The organism is Bradyrhizobium sp. P2_E8 (genome assembly GCF_056403875.1).
On sequence record NZ_JBFUES010000050.1, the window covers coordinates 1 to 15,659 of the forward strand.

A 15,659-nucleotide genomic window follows, 5' to 3' on the forward strand; every position below is an offset into this window, starting at 1 on the left:
GTGTACGGCACGGCATAGGTGTTGCCTTGGTCGACCCTGAGTTTGACGGGCACCTGGACGAACATGCCGACCGGAACGAACATCTGCAGCCGTGCCGTGTGGTCGCCCTCACGTTCGATCAAGTCCAGCCGAACTGCCGTCTGCCCCGTGTCGAACGTGCCGGTGATCGACGTCCGGCACACCGCCTTGGCGCCGCCCGGCTTGAAGCACAGTTTTCGCCAGTCGCCATATTTGATGTCGCTCGCCATGCGTTGCCCCCGCGGTGAAATCTCGGCGAAGGCCGGCCTGGTGGCGGTGGCGACCAGCAGCAGAAGCGCGAAAAGTGCGGTCGCGTGATTGCTTGTTACCCGGATGGATTGGCGATGTGGGCGTGCCATTGTGTCGCCTCCAGAAATCGATTGCGTCGTCTATTTGAGCTCGTCGAGAAATCTGCTCACGAGCGGGGACCAGATCGGAATGGCATTCGGCGAGCCGATGAAGAAATGCCCTTCATCGCCAAACGGCGGTACCAGATGGTATTGCGCCTTGCCGCCGGCCGAGGTGAAGGCCTCATGCATCCGCTTCGACAGTGCGGGGCCGAAGAACGTGTCATTTTCGATATAGATCCACAGCATCGGCACCCGCGAGGTGCGGCCGAAATCCATCGTCGCCTCAACCAGTTTGTCCGGGGCGCAATTATTGTTCGGCTTGCCGCCGACACGCCCACCGCGGCCGCCGGCGAAGGCGATGATGGCTCCGACCTGCGGCGGGTTCAGACTGGAAAGCGCGATGGATGCCCAGGCGCCCGCAGACTGACCGACAACGACGACATCCTTCGGCGTGATGCGTTTTTCGGCGGCCAGGAAATCGATGATCCAGAGGTCGACCTGTGCCACCGCGAGGCCGGCGTCACGGAAATTGGGATTGGCGCACTTGCCGACCTTGGAAAAGAAGGGTCCAAAGAGCCCGCGCTCGGGAATATCGATGGCGGAGGCGCCGTAACCGGTGCCGACGGGCGCGACCACGAAGTAGCCGCGCCTTGCGAACCATTTCGCCGYGTCGCGGAACTCGACGAGTGGAAAGAAGCTGCGCTGTATCGGGTCGAGCGACACGCCGTGGTTCATGATTGCGAGCGGGAACGGGCCATCGCCGACGGGGCGGACCACATAGGCGAACATCGGCAACGCCAGCGGCAACGCCCAGACTTCCTCCTGGATGCTGCGCGAGGTGGCCTGATCGTCGGCCAGCGACGGTGCAATCAAGAAAGACGCAAGCAGCTGCGCGACCACCAGTAGCCGCTGGATCCATGCCCGGGGCCGCATTCCTTCCTCCCTCAACCAACGAAGGTGCAGGCCACGATGATCGGCCCGAGCACGGTCAGAACCACATTGCCGACGGCGTAAGGCACGGCGACGCCGAGCACCGGCGTCTGGCTCTCGGCGATCTCGCAAGCCCCGGTCACGGCCGCATCGACCGTCATGGCGCCGGCGAGGGCTCCACAGGTGATGACCGGGTTCATGCGCAGGACGTGATAGGCAAACAGCGTCGCGACGATCAGCGGCACCAGCGTGACCGCGAGGCCCATGCCGACCAGCAACAGGCCATGCGCCTGGATCGCGACCCAGGCGGCGTGACCGTTGGCGAGGCCGATCGCCGCGATGAATCCACCGAGGCCGAGATCGCTCAGCGTCTGCTGCGCGGCCGGCGGCATTGCGCCCATCGTCGRCCGGCGCGAGCGCAGCCAGCCACAGAGGAGGCCCGCGATCAGTGCGCCGCCGCCGCCGCCGAGCGTCAGGGCGATGCCGCCGACCTTGAAGCTGACGAGCCCGGCCAGCAGCCCGGCGGCAATGCCCGCCGCAAGGAAGGCAATGTCAGTACGGTCGCCGGAGCGCACGATCTGCCCGACCTGCTTCGCCGCGCGCTCGATGTTGTGGGTGCTGCCGACCAGTGTCATGACGTCGCCGACATAGATGCGCGTATCGGCGCTCAGCGGTGCTTCGCGCCCATGCCGCGTCAGGGCGCGCAAGAACACACCGCGTGCATCGCCGCCGATGCGATCGGCCACGTCCCGGATGGATCGGCCGTGGAGGTTGCGGTTGTCGACCAGCACATCAAGCACATTGCCGGGGATCGCCTTCAGGATCTCGTCGGCATCGATCTCGGGCCCGATGATCGGCTTGGCGGCGACAATGGCAGCAGTTCGACCGGCGATGACGATGTCGTCGCCGGTCTCGAGCACGGTGTCCAGGCGCGGCTCGATATCGGCGCCCTGGCGCACGATTCGCTCGATCACCGTGCGGCTGCCGATATCCTCCTCGATCGCCTTGACGGTTCGGCCGGCCGCAGCCGTGACGCGGTAGGCACGAGCCTGGAACTTGCGATAAGACAGGTTCTCGGTCTTCGGCGGCGCGCCGCCTGAAAGCTCGGTCTCCAGCTTTTTCGCCTCGTCCTTGAGATTGACCCCCATCAGTTTCGGCGCCGCGAAGGGGACGAAGAGCAGCGTCAGAATGTAGCCGAGCACGTAGGTGACAGCATATCCCGCTGCGATATTCGCTTCCTGTTGCTCCAGCACGGTCTTCGGCAATCCGAGCTGAGCCAGCGCGCCCGATGCCGTGCCGATCACGGAGGACTGCGTCAGCGCGCCAGCCGCAAGCCCGGATGCCGTGCCGGGATCCAGCTTGAAGACGAACGCAAAGGCCAGCACGATCACGAGACCGGTCCCGCCGAGCACGAGCGCCATGGCAACCTGGGCCAGGGTGCGGACACTCAGCGAGGCGAAGAACTCTGGTCCGGACTTGTAGCCGATCGTGAACACGAAGAGACTGAACAGCACGATCCTCAGCAGCGCGGGGAACGTAAAGGTGCCGAGTTGTCCGATCAGGACGGACACGATCAGGATGCAGGCTGTGGTGCCGATCGCGAAGCCGTGGATCTTGAGGCGCCCAAGCAAGGTGCCGATGGCAACCGCAAGCAGCAGGAAGATCTCCGGAGCCGTGGAAATGATCCATCTGACAGTGTCCATGATGGCAACTCCCCGGGCGCAATGAAGGACGTCGAATTCGCTCCCGGGAACCGGGCAACCGCTTGATTTAGATCAATCCCAAGCGATCATCGCCGCGGCGTCTTTTGGTTGATGCAGCATCTGCGACATCCGAAATCCGCAAATGAGCACTCTGGATCTAGCTGCGAGCGCATCGTTGCGGCGCGATGAGACGCTTGAGGTCGCGTTGCTGCTCGCCTTCGCCGGCGGCTATCTCGACGCCTACACCTGGATGATCCACGGCGTCATGGCGAATGCCCAGACCGCCAATCTGGTCCTGCTCTGGGTCTATGGTTCGGTGGGCAATTGGGCCGCGGCGCTTCATTTCGTGCCGCCGATCCTGTCATTTGCGATCGGTGTCCTGGTTGCGGCCTGGCTGCGCCACGCGACGGGAGATCGGGCCAGCGTCATCAGCACGCTGATCGAGATCATGCTTCTGATCGCAATTGGAATCCTGCACAACCGGATGCCCGATCTTGCAGGCACGCTGGGCATTTCCTTCGTCGCGGCGATGCAGACCGCAGTTTTCACCAAGGTCGAAGGCGTGGTCTACAGTTCGGTGATGATCACCGGCAACATGCGTCAGGCGATCGAGGGCGCGTTTGCAGCGGTCGTCGGCGGAGGTCAGCCGGGGCCGCTTCGCCGCTCGGGCATGTTTGCTGCGTTGTGCGTCATGTTCGGCGTGGGAGCAGCCGTCGGGGCCTTCGCGACAAAGTCCTTCCCGAACCTGGCGCTCGGCATCCCCGTGATCGCCTTGCTGATCGTGTTGCTGCGCTGCGAGGTGAAGCGCAGCGAGGCCAGCCCATGAACGCTCCGTCCGGGCCGCTGGGGAGCTGGTTGCGGTTCTTTCCGCCGTCGAGCTGGCTTGCGACCTATCGCAGGTCGTGGCTGCCATCGGATGCAGTTGCCGGCGTCACGCTTGCCGCTTACGCAATTCCGGTATCGCTGGCCTACGCCGCGCTGGCCGGGCTGCCGCCGCAGGTGGGGATCTACGGCTACATGCTCGGCGGCATCGGTTACGCCTTGTTGGGCTCGTCGCGCCAGCTTGCGGTCGGTCCGACGTCGGCAATCTCGCTGATGATCGCGGGCACGGTCGGGCCGCTCGCCGCGGGCGATCCGGTGCGCTATGGGCAAATCGCAAGTCTTGCCGCCTGCGCGGTCGCAGTGTTGTGCCTCATCGCCTGGCTGTGCAAGCTCAGCGTCCTTGTGCGTCTGGTCAGCGACAGCATTCTCGTCGGCTTCAAGGCTGGCGCCGGGCTCACCATCATCATGAGTCAGTTGCCAAGCCTGTTCGGTGTTGCCGGTGGCGGCCACAACTTCTTCGAACGCGGCATCAAGCTCGCCGGGCAGCTCGGCGACGTGAATCCGCTGATCCTCGTCGTCGGTATGGTGGCACTCCTGCTTCTGCTGACCGGCGAGCGGCTCCTCCCCGGTAAGCCGGTCGGGATCGCGGTTGTGGCGCTGGCGATCGTGGTGGCAACCGCGCTCGGCCTGCCGGCTCTCGGCGTGCCTGTGACGGGAAAAATCCCCCAGGGGCTGCCGGTGCCTGGCTTGCCCACGTTCGGCCTGCTGGAGTTCGACGATCTCTTTCCGCTTGCCGCCGGATGCGTGCTGCTCGCCTACATAGAGGGCGTTTCGGCAGCTCGGAGCTTCGCCGCCAAGCATGGTGACAGCCTTGACGTCAGGCAGGAGTTCCTGGGCCTCGGTGCGGCCAATCTCGCCGCGGCCTTCGGTCACGGCTATCCCGTGGCAGGCGGATTGTCGCAATCCGCCGTCAACGACAGCGCGGGCGCTCGCACGCCGTTGGCGCTGGTCATTTGCTCGGTGACGCTGGCGCTGTGCCTGTTGTTCTTCGCAGGGCTATTGACCAATCTGCCCAAGGCGGTGCTGGCCGCCATCGTCTTTGCCGCCGTCTACCGGCTCGTCGACATCCGCACGTTGGTGCGGATGTGGCGCGTCAGCCGCATTGATTTCTACGCGGCGGCCATCGCATTGGTATCCGTCCTGCTGCTCGGAATCCTGCAGGGGGTCCTGCTGGCGTCGATCGCCTCCATCTTCCTGCTGCTGGCGCGCGCGTCACAGCCGAATGTGGCGTTCCTCGGCAAGCTCCCGGGCAGTGGCCGGTATTCCGACAGCGCCAGGCATGAGAACGTGGAGCCGCTGGTCGGGGTCATCGCGTTCCGCCCCGAAGCCTCGCTGCTCTATATCAATGCCGAGACGATCCTGGAGGCCGTGCTGAATGCGCTCCAGAGGTCGTCGGACGTCAGGCTCGTTGCCTGCGACCTCTCGGCGTCGCCCTACATCGATCTGGCCGGCGCGCATATGCTGCGGAATCTCTACGACGAACTTGCGTCACGCCATGTCGCGTTCTGCATCGTCGGCGCGCATGCGCAGTTGCGCGACTTGCTGCGTGCCGAGGGGCTCGCCGAAAGGACCGACAGCGGGCAATGGTTGCGGTCGCTCGACAGCGTGCTCGGCGACAACCAGGCCAGGTAGTGTCCGGGACATTTGCCGATCTCCGGCGCGACTTTCGTTCAGTCAGGCGTTTCGTGTTGCATCGCGAAGCGTGCAGGCCGCTCGCAGGCCGGCTGATTTCATACGGACCGTTGACTTGGATCAATGGAGCCCCCCGCGCACTACCCACGATCCGTCATCATCTTCGCCTCAAGAGCCTCCAAGGATGGGGAAAGACATGCCCAAGGACGCCAAGCCTGCGCAGCAGCGCATCGATCAGTTCTTCTCCGGGCCCGGCGGACGGGCAGACAATTGGCGCGATCTGGTTGAGGCGGCCAAAGCATGGTCCCGCGGCGGAGATCGTGCGAAGTATGATGCGGCGCTGGCCGATCTCTCCGTGACGGAGGAATTTCACGGCTATCCTGGCCTGCAGCTGATGGCAGCCTTGCGGGAGGCGGCCGCGGCTGGCGATGCAGCAACCTCGCTTGCCCTTGCGACCCGGATTACCGTGGCCCTGACGACAAGATCCTTCCGTCAGCACGCCGGCGATTGGAGCACGAAGGAGGAAGGCAATGGCGATGTGCCCGAGCTGGTGCCGCCGACCTTTGGCGCGCATACGACACGCAGGCCCTATTTCGAGACCCTCATCGTCACCGGGGTGGCACCCGGCCAATGGCCGGCGCTCGCCGCCGAATGGCGCAAGTTGCGGCGCCCGGTCGATGCCTTCATCTATGAGCCCGTCATCGTAGGCAGCCTCGAAGACGCCTTCTGCGCGACGATGCTCAATCCCAACATCGCGGCCGTCATCATCAATGAGGGTTTTGGCCTGCGTTCGCGTCACAATGCGCCGGTGCTCCGTTCGATCACGGCATCGGCAGGCCTCAACGACGAGTCGGACGCTTCCGCGCTGCGGCTTGCCCAGATCATCAAGCGGGTCCGGCCCGAGCTCGATCTCTACATGATCTCGAATCGCGACGTCGAGGAACTGGCCGGCAACCCAGAAGCCAGCGTCGTCCGCCGCATCTTCTATTCGGTCGAGGAGCTGCTGGAACTGCATCTGTCGATCCTCGAAGGCATCCAGGATCGTTACGACACACCCTTCTTCGACAATCTCAAGAAATACGCGCAGCGCCCGATCGGAACGTTCCACGCGTTGCCGATCGCCCGCGGCAAGTCGATCTTCAAGTCCGACTGGATCCGCGACATGGGCGAGTTCTACGGTGCGAACCTGTTCCTGGCCGAGAGCAGCGCCACCACTGGCGGCCTCGACAGCATGCTGGAACCGACCGGCACCATCAAGAAGGCGCAGGAAAAAGCCGCCCGCGCGCTCGGCGCTGACCGTGTCTTCTTCGTCACCAACGGCACCTCGACCTCGAACAAGATGGCGGTGCAGGCGCTGCTCGCGCCCGGCGACATCGCGATCGTCGACCGCAACTGCCACAAGTCGCACCATTACGGCATGGTGCTCGCAGGCGCGCAGCCGCTCTATGTCGAAGCCTTCCCGATGACGGAATATTCGATGTATGGCGCGGTGCCGCTGAAGACGATCAAGCAGGCGCTGCTCGGTGCCAAGGCCGACGGCCGGCTCGACCGCGTCAAGATGCTCGATCTCACCAACTGCACCTTCGATGGCCACATCTACAACACCCGCCGGGTCATGGAGGAATGTCTCGCCATCAAGCCGGATCTGATCTTCCTGTGGGATGAAGCGTGGTTCGGCTTCGCGCGCTTCTCGCCTTTCCTGCGGCGACGAACGGCGATGGGAGCGGCTAATGAGATCGAGGCCTGGATGCACGATTCAAAATCCATCGCGGCCTATGAGAAACAGCAGGCCGAGCTCGGCAAGAATCCGTCGAACGAGGTGCTGCTCAAGACGCGGTTAATTCCCGATCCGCGCCAGATCCGGTTGCGCGTATATCAGACCAACTCGACCCACAAGTCGATGTCGGCGATCCGGCAGGGCTCCATGCTCTCGGTCAAGGACGTCGAATTCCACACGGTCGAGCAGCAGTTCAAGGAGGCCGTCTTTACCCATGCCTCGACCAGTCCGAACCAGCAGCTCATCGCCAGCCTCGACATCTCGCGGCGTCAGATGGAGCTGGAGGGGTACGGTCTTGTCGCCAACGCGATGGAAATCGCGCTCGCCATCCGCCATGCCGTCAACAACAACCCGCTGCTCTCGAAGTATTTCCGCATTCTCGGCGCCGACGTCATGGTGCCGGCGCAATACCGCCAGAGCGGCTTCACCGACTATCTCGCACCGGGCGTCAACTGGGCGAATATGCTAAAGAGCCTGGACGAGGACGAGTTCTGCCTCGATCCGACCCGGATGACGCTGGTGTGCGGCATGGCCGGCTACGATGGCACCCAGTTCAAGGGCATCCTAGCCAACGAGTACAACATCCAGGTCAACAAGACCTCGCGCAACTCGGTGCTCGTCCAGTCTAACATCAACAACACCCGCAGCGACGTCGCGCATCTCATCCGCGTTCTCGCCGAGATCGCGGGCGAGGTCGATCGCGGGCTTGCGCAGGGCGGTGCCAATGCGAAGAAGACCTTCGAGGCGCGGGTCAAGAGCTTGATGACCGACGTGCCTGACTTGCCGAACTTCTCGCATTTCCACCCGAGCTTCCGCGGCGATGCCGGCACCAAGACCAACGAAGGCGACATCCGCAGCGGCTTCTATGCCGCCTACAACGTCGCGGGCTGCGAGCATATCCGCCTCAACGATCCCGAGATCGACCGGCGGCTGAAGGCCGGGCCCGAGCTCGTCTCGGCCAATTTCGTGATCCCGTATCCGCCGGGCTTCCCGATCATGGTGCCGGGCCAGGTCATCACCCAGGAAACCATCGACTTCATGCGCAAGCTCGATGTGAAGGAAATCCATGGCTACGACGCCAAGGAAGGCCTGAAGCTCGTGCGGGCCGAGGCCTTGGCGAAGATCGGCCGGCCCAAGCCCGGCGCGCAGCCTAAGTTGAAGGCCGCCTCATAACAGGGGACGAACATGCTGGGCTTTTTCACCTTTCTGCAGCAGAATCCGTTTCTGTTGCTGTTCTTCGTCGTCGGGCTCGCGGTCTGGATCGGACGGGCCAACATCAAGGGTTATGGCCTCGGCATGGTCGCCGGCGCCATCGTTGTGGGCGCGGGGCTCGCGGTCTGGTCTTCGAGCTACGGCGTGAAGCTCGAGCTGAACAATTTCGCCAAAAGCTTGTTCTATTACCTCTTCATGTACGGTGTCGGCTTGCGTGTCGGGCCGTCCTTCGTCAACAGTTTGAAGGGCGACGGCATCAAGTTCGTGGTTCTGGCGGTGGTGTCGAGCATTCTCGGTCTCGCGCTGGTCGTCATTTTCGCAAAGCTTTTCGATCTCCCGACCGGCGCTGCCGGCGGCATGTTGGCGGGGTCGCAGACCATGTCGGCTGCGATCGGCTCGGCTGAACAGGCCATCACCTCGGGCGTGGTCAAGCTGCCTGAGGGCATGAAGCCCGAGGACGCGACCGGCATGATCGCGCTATCCTACGGCATCACCTATATCTGGGGCACCGTCGGTATCATCCTGATCTGCAAATACCTGCCGCGCTGGTGGGGCATCGACGCCAAGGCGGCGGCGAAAAAGTACGAGAAGGACTTTGGCGTCAAGGATCTCGAGGGTGGTGGCCTGACCGGTTTCCGCCAATTCGGCCTGCGCGCCTACCGGCTGGAAAATGCGGCCCAGATCGGACTGACCATTGCGGGCTTCCGCAAGAGCAATCCGGAATATCGTATCGTCAACGTCGGGCGCGGCGGCGAGCCGTTGGGTGCCGATCCCGATCTCGTCCTGCAGAAGGGCGACATCGTCGCACTTGGTGGCGCGACGCAGCACCTCACGGAGAAAATGGGCCTGATTGGTCCCGAGGTCGCCGATGCCACGACGCTCGGCATTCCCATGGACCAGGCGGAAATCCTCGTCACCAACAAGGACGTGGTGGGCCGGACCTTCGAGTCTTTCCGGGAAACAGCCATTGCCGGCCAGTTGCAGGTCACCAAGGTCGAACGCGGCGGCGTTCAGATCCCGGCCGGTCTCAAGACCAAGCTCGAGCGGATGGACATCATCTCGGTCGTCGGACTGAAGTCGGCCGTCAACGAGCTCGGCGAGATGTGGGGCCGTATCGCGCGCACCAACACCTCGACCGACCTGTTGACTCTGGCCGCGGGCATGATCCTCGGTTTCCTGATCGGTCGGATCGAATTTCCTGCCTTCGGCGCCAAGATCGGCCTCGGCAATGCTGGCGGTCTGTTGCTGTCCGGCGTAATCGTGTCTTCGATCGTGTCGCGGTTGCGATTTTTCGGCAACACGCCGAACGCGGCGCGCAACGTGCTGGAGGATCTCGGTCTCGTCGTCTTCGTCTCCATCGTCGGCATCAACGCCGGCGCCGGTCTGCTGGCCCAGCTCACGGGTGCGCTCGCTCTGAAAATCTTCCTCGCGGGCTTCATCGCCTGCACGATCCCGCCGTTCATCGTCTGGGCGATTGGCTTCCATATCTTCAAGATCAACCCGGCCGTGTTGATGGGCGGCGTTGCCGGCGCTCGGTCGCATTCCGGGCCATGTCGTGAAGCGGCGGTAGAAATCCAGAGCACGGTGCCCTGGATTGGATTCCCGGTCGCCTATGCCGTGTCGGGCATCCTGCTCACCGTGTTCGGCTACTTCGCAATGATCCTGGCTCAATAACGGGCGCGACAATCAAAGGGGAACTCGACGTCATGAGAAAGCTTGCTATCGGCGCAGTCCTGGCTACCTCGCTCGCAATCGTCGCCGGTTTCAGCACGCCGTCGCGTGCCGAGACCGGGCAGGTGGCAGTTGTCTTCACCAAGGGCGGCTTCATTGTCGGCGTCGGCGGTGGCGAAGGTGTTCTGCTCCTTCGGGGCAAGAAATATCCCTTTACCGTATCCGGCATGAGCGTCGGCTTCACGATCGGCGCCTCGACCACCAAGCTGGTTGGCCGCGCCCTCAATTTGAGGGGACCGGCATCCATCGAAGGATCCTACGCGGTGGGCGGAGCAGGCGGCGCCATTGCGGCGGGTGCGGGAGCCGTTCAACTCCAGAACGCCAACGGCGTGATCCTGCAGCTCAGCGGTCCGAAGGTCGGCGCCGAAGTGTCTGCTGCCGTGGGAGGCGTGACCATACGTTTGAAATAGACGCGAAGCGGTCGGACCGCCCAGCGCGGCTCGATGCGTGACGGCTCCTCTCATCCAGGCCAAGCGGAGGAGACCGCCGCTCGGAATGCTATTGGGTGCCGTCCGCGATTCGCGAGGCATCGTCGAAGTGCGGATCACGGCACCCCCACTATCGAGGGAGGACTAGCCATGCTTCGTTATCTTCTCGCAGCTGTTGCGGCCTTCGTTCTTCTCACCGCTACGCTCATTCCCGATGATGCCTACGCCCGTCGCGGTGGCGGTGGTGGCGGTTTTCGCGGCGGTGGAGGAGGCATGCGGGCCGGGGGCTTCCACGGTGGCGGCTATCGTGGCGGCGCGGTTCACGCCGGCCGGATCCACGGTGGTGGCGGACGCGGCTATCGCGTCGGAGGCCCACGACCGAGCCATCCGATCGCCGGTCGTCCGGGCCGTCCAGATTACCCCGTTGCGGGTCGGCCAGGCCGTCCGGTCGCTGGTTATCCCCGGTACGGCTACCGCGGCGCAGCCTACGGTGCTGCCGCCGGGGCCGCCGCAATCGGCGCCTATGGATACTACAACAACAACTACAATAATAATGGCTGTTATCAGGACACCTACGGCAATTGGGTCTGTCCGCAGTATCCTAACCAGTATCCATACTGAGAACGCGCTGCTGACGGTCGGGACGGTGGTCCGTTGGCAGTGAGGGTCCTGGCGTCGAGCGATCGAGCCGCGTCATCGCGCGGCCCGATCCTCGTCAATATCGCTCGGCGACGAACTTCATCCCGCGCAGGCCGGCCTGGTCATTGTAGCGTCCCTTGTCGGAGCGCGGCGGCAGCTTGACCTTGTCCTTCTTGATACGCTTGTAGGGGATTGCCTTCAGCAGATGGGCGATGCAGTTCAGCCGTGCCCGGCGCTTGTCGTCGGAACGGATGATGTACCATGGCGCGTGCTTTGTGCTCGTCCGCTTGAGCATGAGGTCGCGGGCCCGAGAATACTCGTACCAGCGCCGATAGGATTCCAGGTCCATCGGGCTCAGCTTCCATTGCCGTACTGGATCATCGATCCTGGCCCTGAAGCGGCGGTCCTGCTCGTCCATCCCGACCTCCAGCCAGATCTTGACCAGCATGATTCCGCCGTCGATGACGTACTTCTCCATCTGGGGACAGAGCGTCAGGAAACGATCGTGCTCCTTGGGCGTACAGAAGCCCATGACATATTCGACGCCGGCGCGGTTGTACCAGCTTCGGTCGAAGATCACGATCTCGCCGCCCGCGGGAAACTTTTCCATGTAACGCTGGAAGAAGAGCTGGGTCTTCTCACGGTCCGACGGCGCGGGTAGCGCAACCACGCGAAACACGCGCGGGCTGACCTTCTCGGTGATGGCCTTGATCGTTCCGCCCTTTCCGGCCGCGTCCCGGCCCTCGAACAGCACGATGACGCGAAGCTTGTTCTCTCGGACATAGTCCTGGAGATGGCAGAGCTCGATTTGGAGCTTCTCCAATTCCTTCTCGTAGTCCTTGCGCTTCATCCGCTCGGCAGGCTTGTCCTTGGCCATGCTCGCCCTTTCGCCGTCAGGTCTCACGCGGCGGTCCCGCGCTCAATCACCCCAGGAAATCGTGATGCCGATGTCGCCCGGCACGCCGCCGGGAAAATCGATGATCTGATAGGCGATGCGATAGCCGCGTGGCTTCAGATGGTCGGTCCAGAGTTGGAAGATCTCTTTCGGGATGCCGGTCAATGTGCTTTCCCAGCCTTTCTCCATCTGATTGATGGCGCGGCCCTTGTCCGTGCATAGCGTGTTGGGGAAGCGGTAGACCAGAACCTCGGTCAAGCCGTTTCGCACCGCACGCTGGATGATCGTCGAGGCGAGCTTGACCTTCTCCTCTTCGGTCTTGCCAGAGGGCTTGCTGAGGCGTTCAATCAGGGCCCGCTTCTCGGCTTCGGCGGCGGCGGCAAGCCGCGCATATTCGTCCGCCTTCTCGGCCTCCTTGAGGGCTGCTTCCTTGCGGATCTGCGTGGCACTGGGGATCAGGTCATCGATGCCGGGCATGGCGGGCGGCTCCTGTTGGGCTGTTGTGCATCAGCTTTCATGCGAGGCTAGGTAGGGCCGCTCCAGGTCCGTTGATTCAGATCAAGCAATTGCAAGACCCGGTACCGACACTGCATTCGCCGCATTGACGTGAACACGCGGGCCGAAGAGGAGAGACCGTTGAGCGAGCAGCTTCATCCGATGGCCCCGCATCATCTACCGTTCTATCTCGCGCCGGGAAGCGGGGTGGACACGTTGATGGTCGTGATGGGCATCTTCCTGATCGGCACCGTGCTGTGGGTTGGCACGCTCTATTGGAAACTGCACAGCCTGCCCGAGCGGATGGCGCACAAGTCGCAGAAGCTGCAATTCGAATTCGTCGCCGTACTCGGCCTGATTTCGCTCTTTACCCATATGCACATCTTCTGGGTCGCGGGCCTGCTGCTTGCGCTCATCGATCTTCCTGATTTCGGCACGCCGCTGCGCAGCATTGCGGACTCCGTCGAAAAGATCGCCGATGCGACGCCGGTTGAAGCCGGGGACGCGCTGGCGGAGTCCTCATCGGTTCGCGAGACTGGTCTATCGCCGCCCGGACAATCGGGGCCCGCGAAGGAGAAGGAGCGCAGCCATGTTTGAGCTCATGTTCTGCTCGCTCCTCACGATTTTGCCCGACTACCTCTACCGCCGCTATGCCCAGGGCAAGCGTTTCGGCAAGGAGATCACCTTCTTCTCGGTCTGGTACGAGCTCAGATGGGGCATTACCGGCTGCCTGATGCTGACGGTCTCGCTGATCACGATGATCTTCTATTTCCATCCCTCCACCACTTCGGCCGCACTTTACTTCCGCACCGTGCCCATCCTCCCCGAAGGGTCAGGGCGGGTGGCCGAGGTGAAGGTCGGATTCAGCGAACCGGTGAAGCAGGGTGACGTGCTGTTTACGCTCGACAGTTCCAGGCAGCGGGCCGCGTTCGAGACCGCCGCGCGCAAGGTCGCCGAGGTCGAAGCGTCCATGTTGGCGGCGCAATCCGACGTGGTCAGGGCCGAAGCCCAGATCCAGGAGGCTAAAGCCAATTATCAGCAAGCCAAGGATGAGCTCGACACCAAGTCCGACCTGCAGCGCCGCAATCCCGGCATCGTTCCGCAGCGCGACATCGAGAAGCTCCAGGTGCTGGTCGATCAGCGCCAGGCCGGCGTTGACGCGGCGACAGCCGTAAAGCAATCGGCGAGCTTGCAGGTAACGACGCTCATTCCGGCACAAAAGGCGAGCGCCGAGGCAGCGCTGGCTCAGGCCCAGGTCGATCTTGACAAGACAACGGTTCGCGCCGGCGTCGACGGACGCGTCGAGCAGTTCCTGGTTCGCCCAGGCGATGTCGTCAACCAGTTGATGCGGCCGGCCGGCGTGCTGATCCCGGAAGGCGCCGGCCGCGGGGCCCTACAGGCGGGCTTCGGCCAGATCGAGGCGCAGGTGATGAAGGAAGGGATGRTGGCGGAAGCGACCTGCATGTCAAAGCCCTGGGTTATCATCCCGATGGTGATCACGACGGTGCAGGACTACATTGCCGCCGGCCAGTTCCGCTCCGGCGAGCAGTTGATCGATCCGCAAAACATCGCTCGTCCCGGTACCATCCTGGTCTTTCTTGAACCGCTCTACAAAGGCGGCCTCGACGGCGTGACGGCGGGCAGCAGCTGCATCGTGAACGCCTATACCAGTAATCACGAAGAGATCAGCGCAAAGGACACGGGCACCTTCCGCAAGATCGCGCTGCATGTGGTCGATGGCGTCGGCCTCGTGCACGCGTTGCTGTTACGTATCCAGGCACTGCTGTTGCCGATCAAGACGCTCGTCCTGAGCGGGCACTGATGCGGGGCGTGGACGCCTACGGCCGGGTCACCACGCGCTGCTGATGCGATGGCGCGAGGACGATTGGCGCCTGGACAATTTGCGCTAGAGTGTGGCCAGTAGGCGGCTACTGTCCTGGAGAAAGCATGAGCGGGCGCATCGCTACGGCCCCGATCAAGTCGAGCTGGCTGATCGTCGTTGCACGGTTCAGTCTATGTCTGCTGGTCTGGGCCGCTCTGCTGCCGGCGGCCCTTGCCGCCGATCACAACGTACCCAAACGGCTCCTGCTGCTCCATTCCTTTGGTCGGGACTTCCGGCCCTGGAGCGAATATGCCCGGAGCATCAAGGCCGAGTTCGAACAGCAATCCGCGTTTCCACTCGACATCCAGGAGCACGCGCTGCTGACGGCCCGGTTCAACAACCCAGGACCTGAAGAGCCGTTTGTCGACTATCTGCGCTCCCTGTACCGCACTAGCCCGCCCGATATGGTGATGACTCTCGGAGCACCGGCAGCGCGCTTCGTCCAGAAATATCGCGAGCAGCTTTTCCCGGATACGCCGCTGGTGATGACGGCGGTCGAGGAACGGCAGGTGAACCGGGCGGCCATGGCCAAAAACGACGTCGTCGTTCCCGTGCGTAACGACTTCGGAGCCTTCTTCGGCAGCATTCTTCAGGTGTTGCCGGAAACCCGGACAATTGCCGTGGTCATCGGCGCATCGCCTATCGAGAGGTTCTGGCTCAATGAACTCAAACGGGAGGTCAAGCCATTCGAGAACCGGTTCGAACTGATCTGGTACGCAGACCTGTCGTTCGAGGAGATATTGAAGCGTGCCTCCGCGCTGCCTCCGCATACGGTGCTGTTCTGGCAACTGATGTCGGTCGACGGTGCCGGCGTCGCCCACGAAGGCGATCTGGCCTTGCGCAGGCTGCACGCCGTCGCCAACGCGCCGATTTTCTCTTACCTGGAAGCATTTTTCGGTCGTGAAACCGTCGGCGGCCCGATGCACTCGATATCCGAGTCCAGCAAGGCAACTGTCAGCGTGGCGCTCCGAATCTTCGCGGGCGAGAGGCCGGGCGACATCAAGATCGAACCGATCGGATTTGCCGCGCCGAGATACGACTGGCGCGAGATGCAGCGTTGGGGCATCAGCGAGAGTGATTTGCCG

At 63.2% G+C, this 15,659-nt stretch carries 14 protein-coding genes; 9 read left to right on the forward strand and 5 right to left on the reverse strand.

From position 1 onward, the window contains the following. The 3 genes from AC1D00_RS04770 to AC1D00_RS04780 all read right to left on the reverse strand — a co-directional run. Positions 1 to 248 (reverse strand): invasion associated locus B family protein (locus AC1D00_RS04770; RefSeq protein WP_477009856.1); only part of this gene is annotated, 248 nt, incomplete at its 3' end. 159 nt (positions 249 to 407) lie between these two features. Then, positions 408 to 1,301: an alpha/beta hydrolase family protein gene (locus tag AC1D00_RS04775; RefSeq protein ID WP_477009857.1), complete on the reverse strand. Its 894-nt coding sequence runs from the start codon at positions 1,299 to 1,301 to the stop codon at positions 408 to 410. Positions 1,302 to 1,312: 11 nt separating this feature from the next. After that, a complete protein-coding gene (locus AC1D00_RS04780) occupies positions 1,313 to 3,001 on the reverse strand; it encodes an aspartate:alanine exchanger family transporter (protein WP_477009858.1) in 1,689 nt (562 codons plus the stop codon). A gap of 142 nt (positions 3,002 to 3,143) precedes the next feature. Here AC1D00_RS04780 and AC1D00_RS04785 point away from each other — a divergent pair, with 142 nt between their 5' ends. From AC1D00_RS04785 to AC1D00_RS04810, 6 genes are all read left to right on the forward strand, one after another. Continuing rightward, positions 3,144 to 3,827: a YoaK family protein gene (locus AC1D00_RS04785; protein WP_404557905.1), complete on the forward strand. Its 684-nt coding sequence runs from the start codon at positions 3,144 to 3,146 to the stop codon at positions 3,825 to 3,827. Then, the gene (locus AC1D00_RS04790; RefSeq protein ID WP_477009859.1) at positions 3,824 to 5,515 is read left to right on the forward strand and encodes a SulP family inorganic anion transporter; all 1,692 of its coding nucleotides are present in this window, start codon (positions 3,824 to 3,826) and stop codon (positions 5,513 to 5,515) included. The genes AC1D00_RS04785 and AC1D00_RS04790 overlap by 4 nt, the downstream gene beginning before the upstream one ends. A 196-nt stretch (positions 5,516 to 5,711) precedes the next feature. Then, entirely contained in the window at positions 5,712 to 8,465 is a 2,754-nt protein-coding gene (locus AC1D00_RS04795) for a decarboxylase (protein ID WP_404557903.1), read from the forward strand. 12 nt (positions 8,466 to 8,477) lie between these two features. Continuing rightward, the gene (locus AC1D00_RS04800) at positions 8,478 to 10,178 is read left to right on the forward strand and encodes an aspartate:alanine exchanger family transporter (protein ID WP_477009860.1); all 1,701 of its coding nucleotides are present in this window, start codon (positions 8,478 to 8,480) and stop codon (positions 10,176 to 10,178) included. A 32-nt stretch (positions 10,179 to 10,210) separates the two neighbouring features. Further along, positions 10,211 to 10,645 (forward strand): hypothetical protein, encoded by a 435-nt coding sequence (locus tag AC1D00_RS04805; protein ID WP_135178373.1) that lies wholly within the window; start codon positions 10,211 to 10,213, stop codon positions 10,643 to 10,645. A 168-nt stretch (positions 10,646 to 10,813) separates the two neighbouring features. Beyond that, positions 10,814 to 11,284, forward strand: a complete 471-nt coding sequence (locus tag AC1D00_RS04810; RefSeq protein WP_404557901.1) for a hypothetical protein — start codon at positions 10,814 to 10,816, stop codon at positions 11,282 to 11,284. Between the two features lie 94 nt (positions 11,285 to 11,378). Here the strand turns inward: AC1D00_RS04810 and ppk2 are convergent, their stop codons facing one another. Further along, a complete protein-coding gene (gene ppk2 / locus AC1D00_RS04815; RefSeq protein ID WP_135178371.1) occupies positions 11,379 to 12,179 on the reverse strand; it encodes a polyphosphate kinase 2 in 801 nt (266 codons plus the stop codon). Positions 12,180 to 12,221: 42 nt separating this feature from the next. Beyond that, complete coding sequence (locus AC1D00_RS04820; RefSeq protein WP_135178370.1) at positions 12,222 to 12,674, reverse strand: hypothetical protein; 453 nt, start codon at positions 12,672 to 12,674, stop codon at positions 12,222 to 12,224. A gap of 180 nt (positions 12,675 to 12,854) precedes the next feature. Here AC1D00_RS04820 and AC1D00_RS04825 point away from each other — a divergent pair, with 180 nt between their 5' ends. From AC1D00_RS04825 to AC1D00_RS04835, 3 genes are all read left to right on the forward strand, one after another. Next, positions 12,855 to 13,289: a hypothetical protein gene (locus tag AC1D00_RS04825; RefSeq protein ID WP_404559143.1), complete on the forward strand. Its 435-nt coding sequence runs from the start codon at positions 12,855 to 12,857 to the stop codon at positions 13,287 to 13,289. Further along, on the forward strand, positions 13,282 to 14,514 hold the full coding sequence (locus AC1D00_RS04830) for an HlyD family secretion protein (RefSeq protein ID WP_477009862.1): 1,233 nt from the start codon (positions 13,282 to 13,284) through the stop codon (positions 14,512 to 14,514). The genes AC1D00_RS04825 and AC1D00_RS04830 overlap by 8 nt, the downstream gene beginning before the upstream one ends. Positions 14,515 to 14,639: 125 nt before the next feature. Further along, positions 14,640 to 15,659: ABC transporter substrate-binding protein (locus tag AC1D00_RS04835; RefSeq protein ID WP_477009861.1), on the forward strand; the 1,020-nt coding region annotated here is incomplete at its 3' end.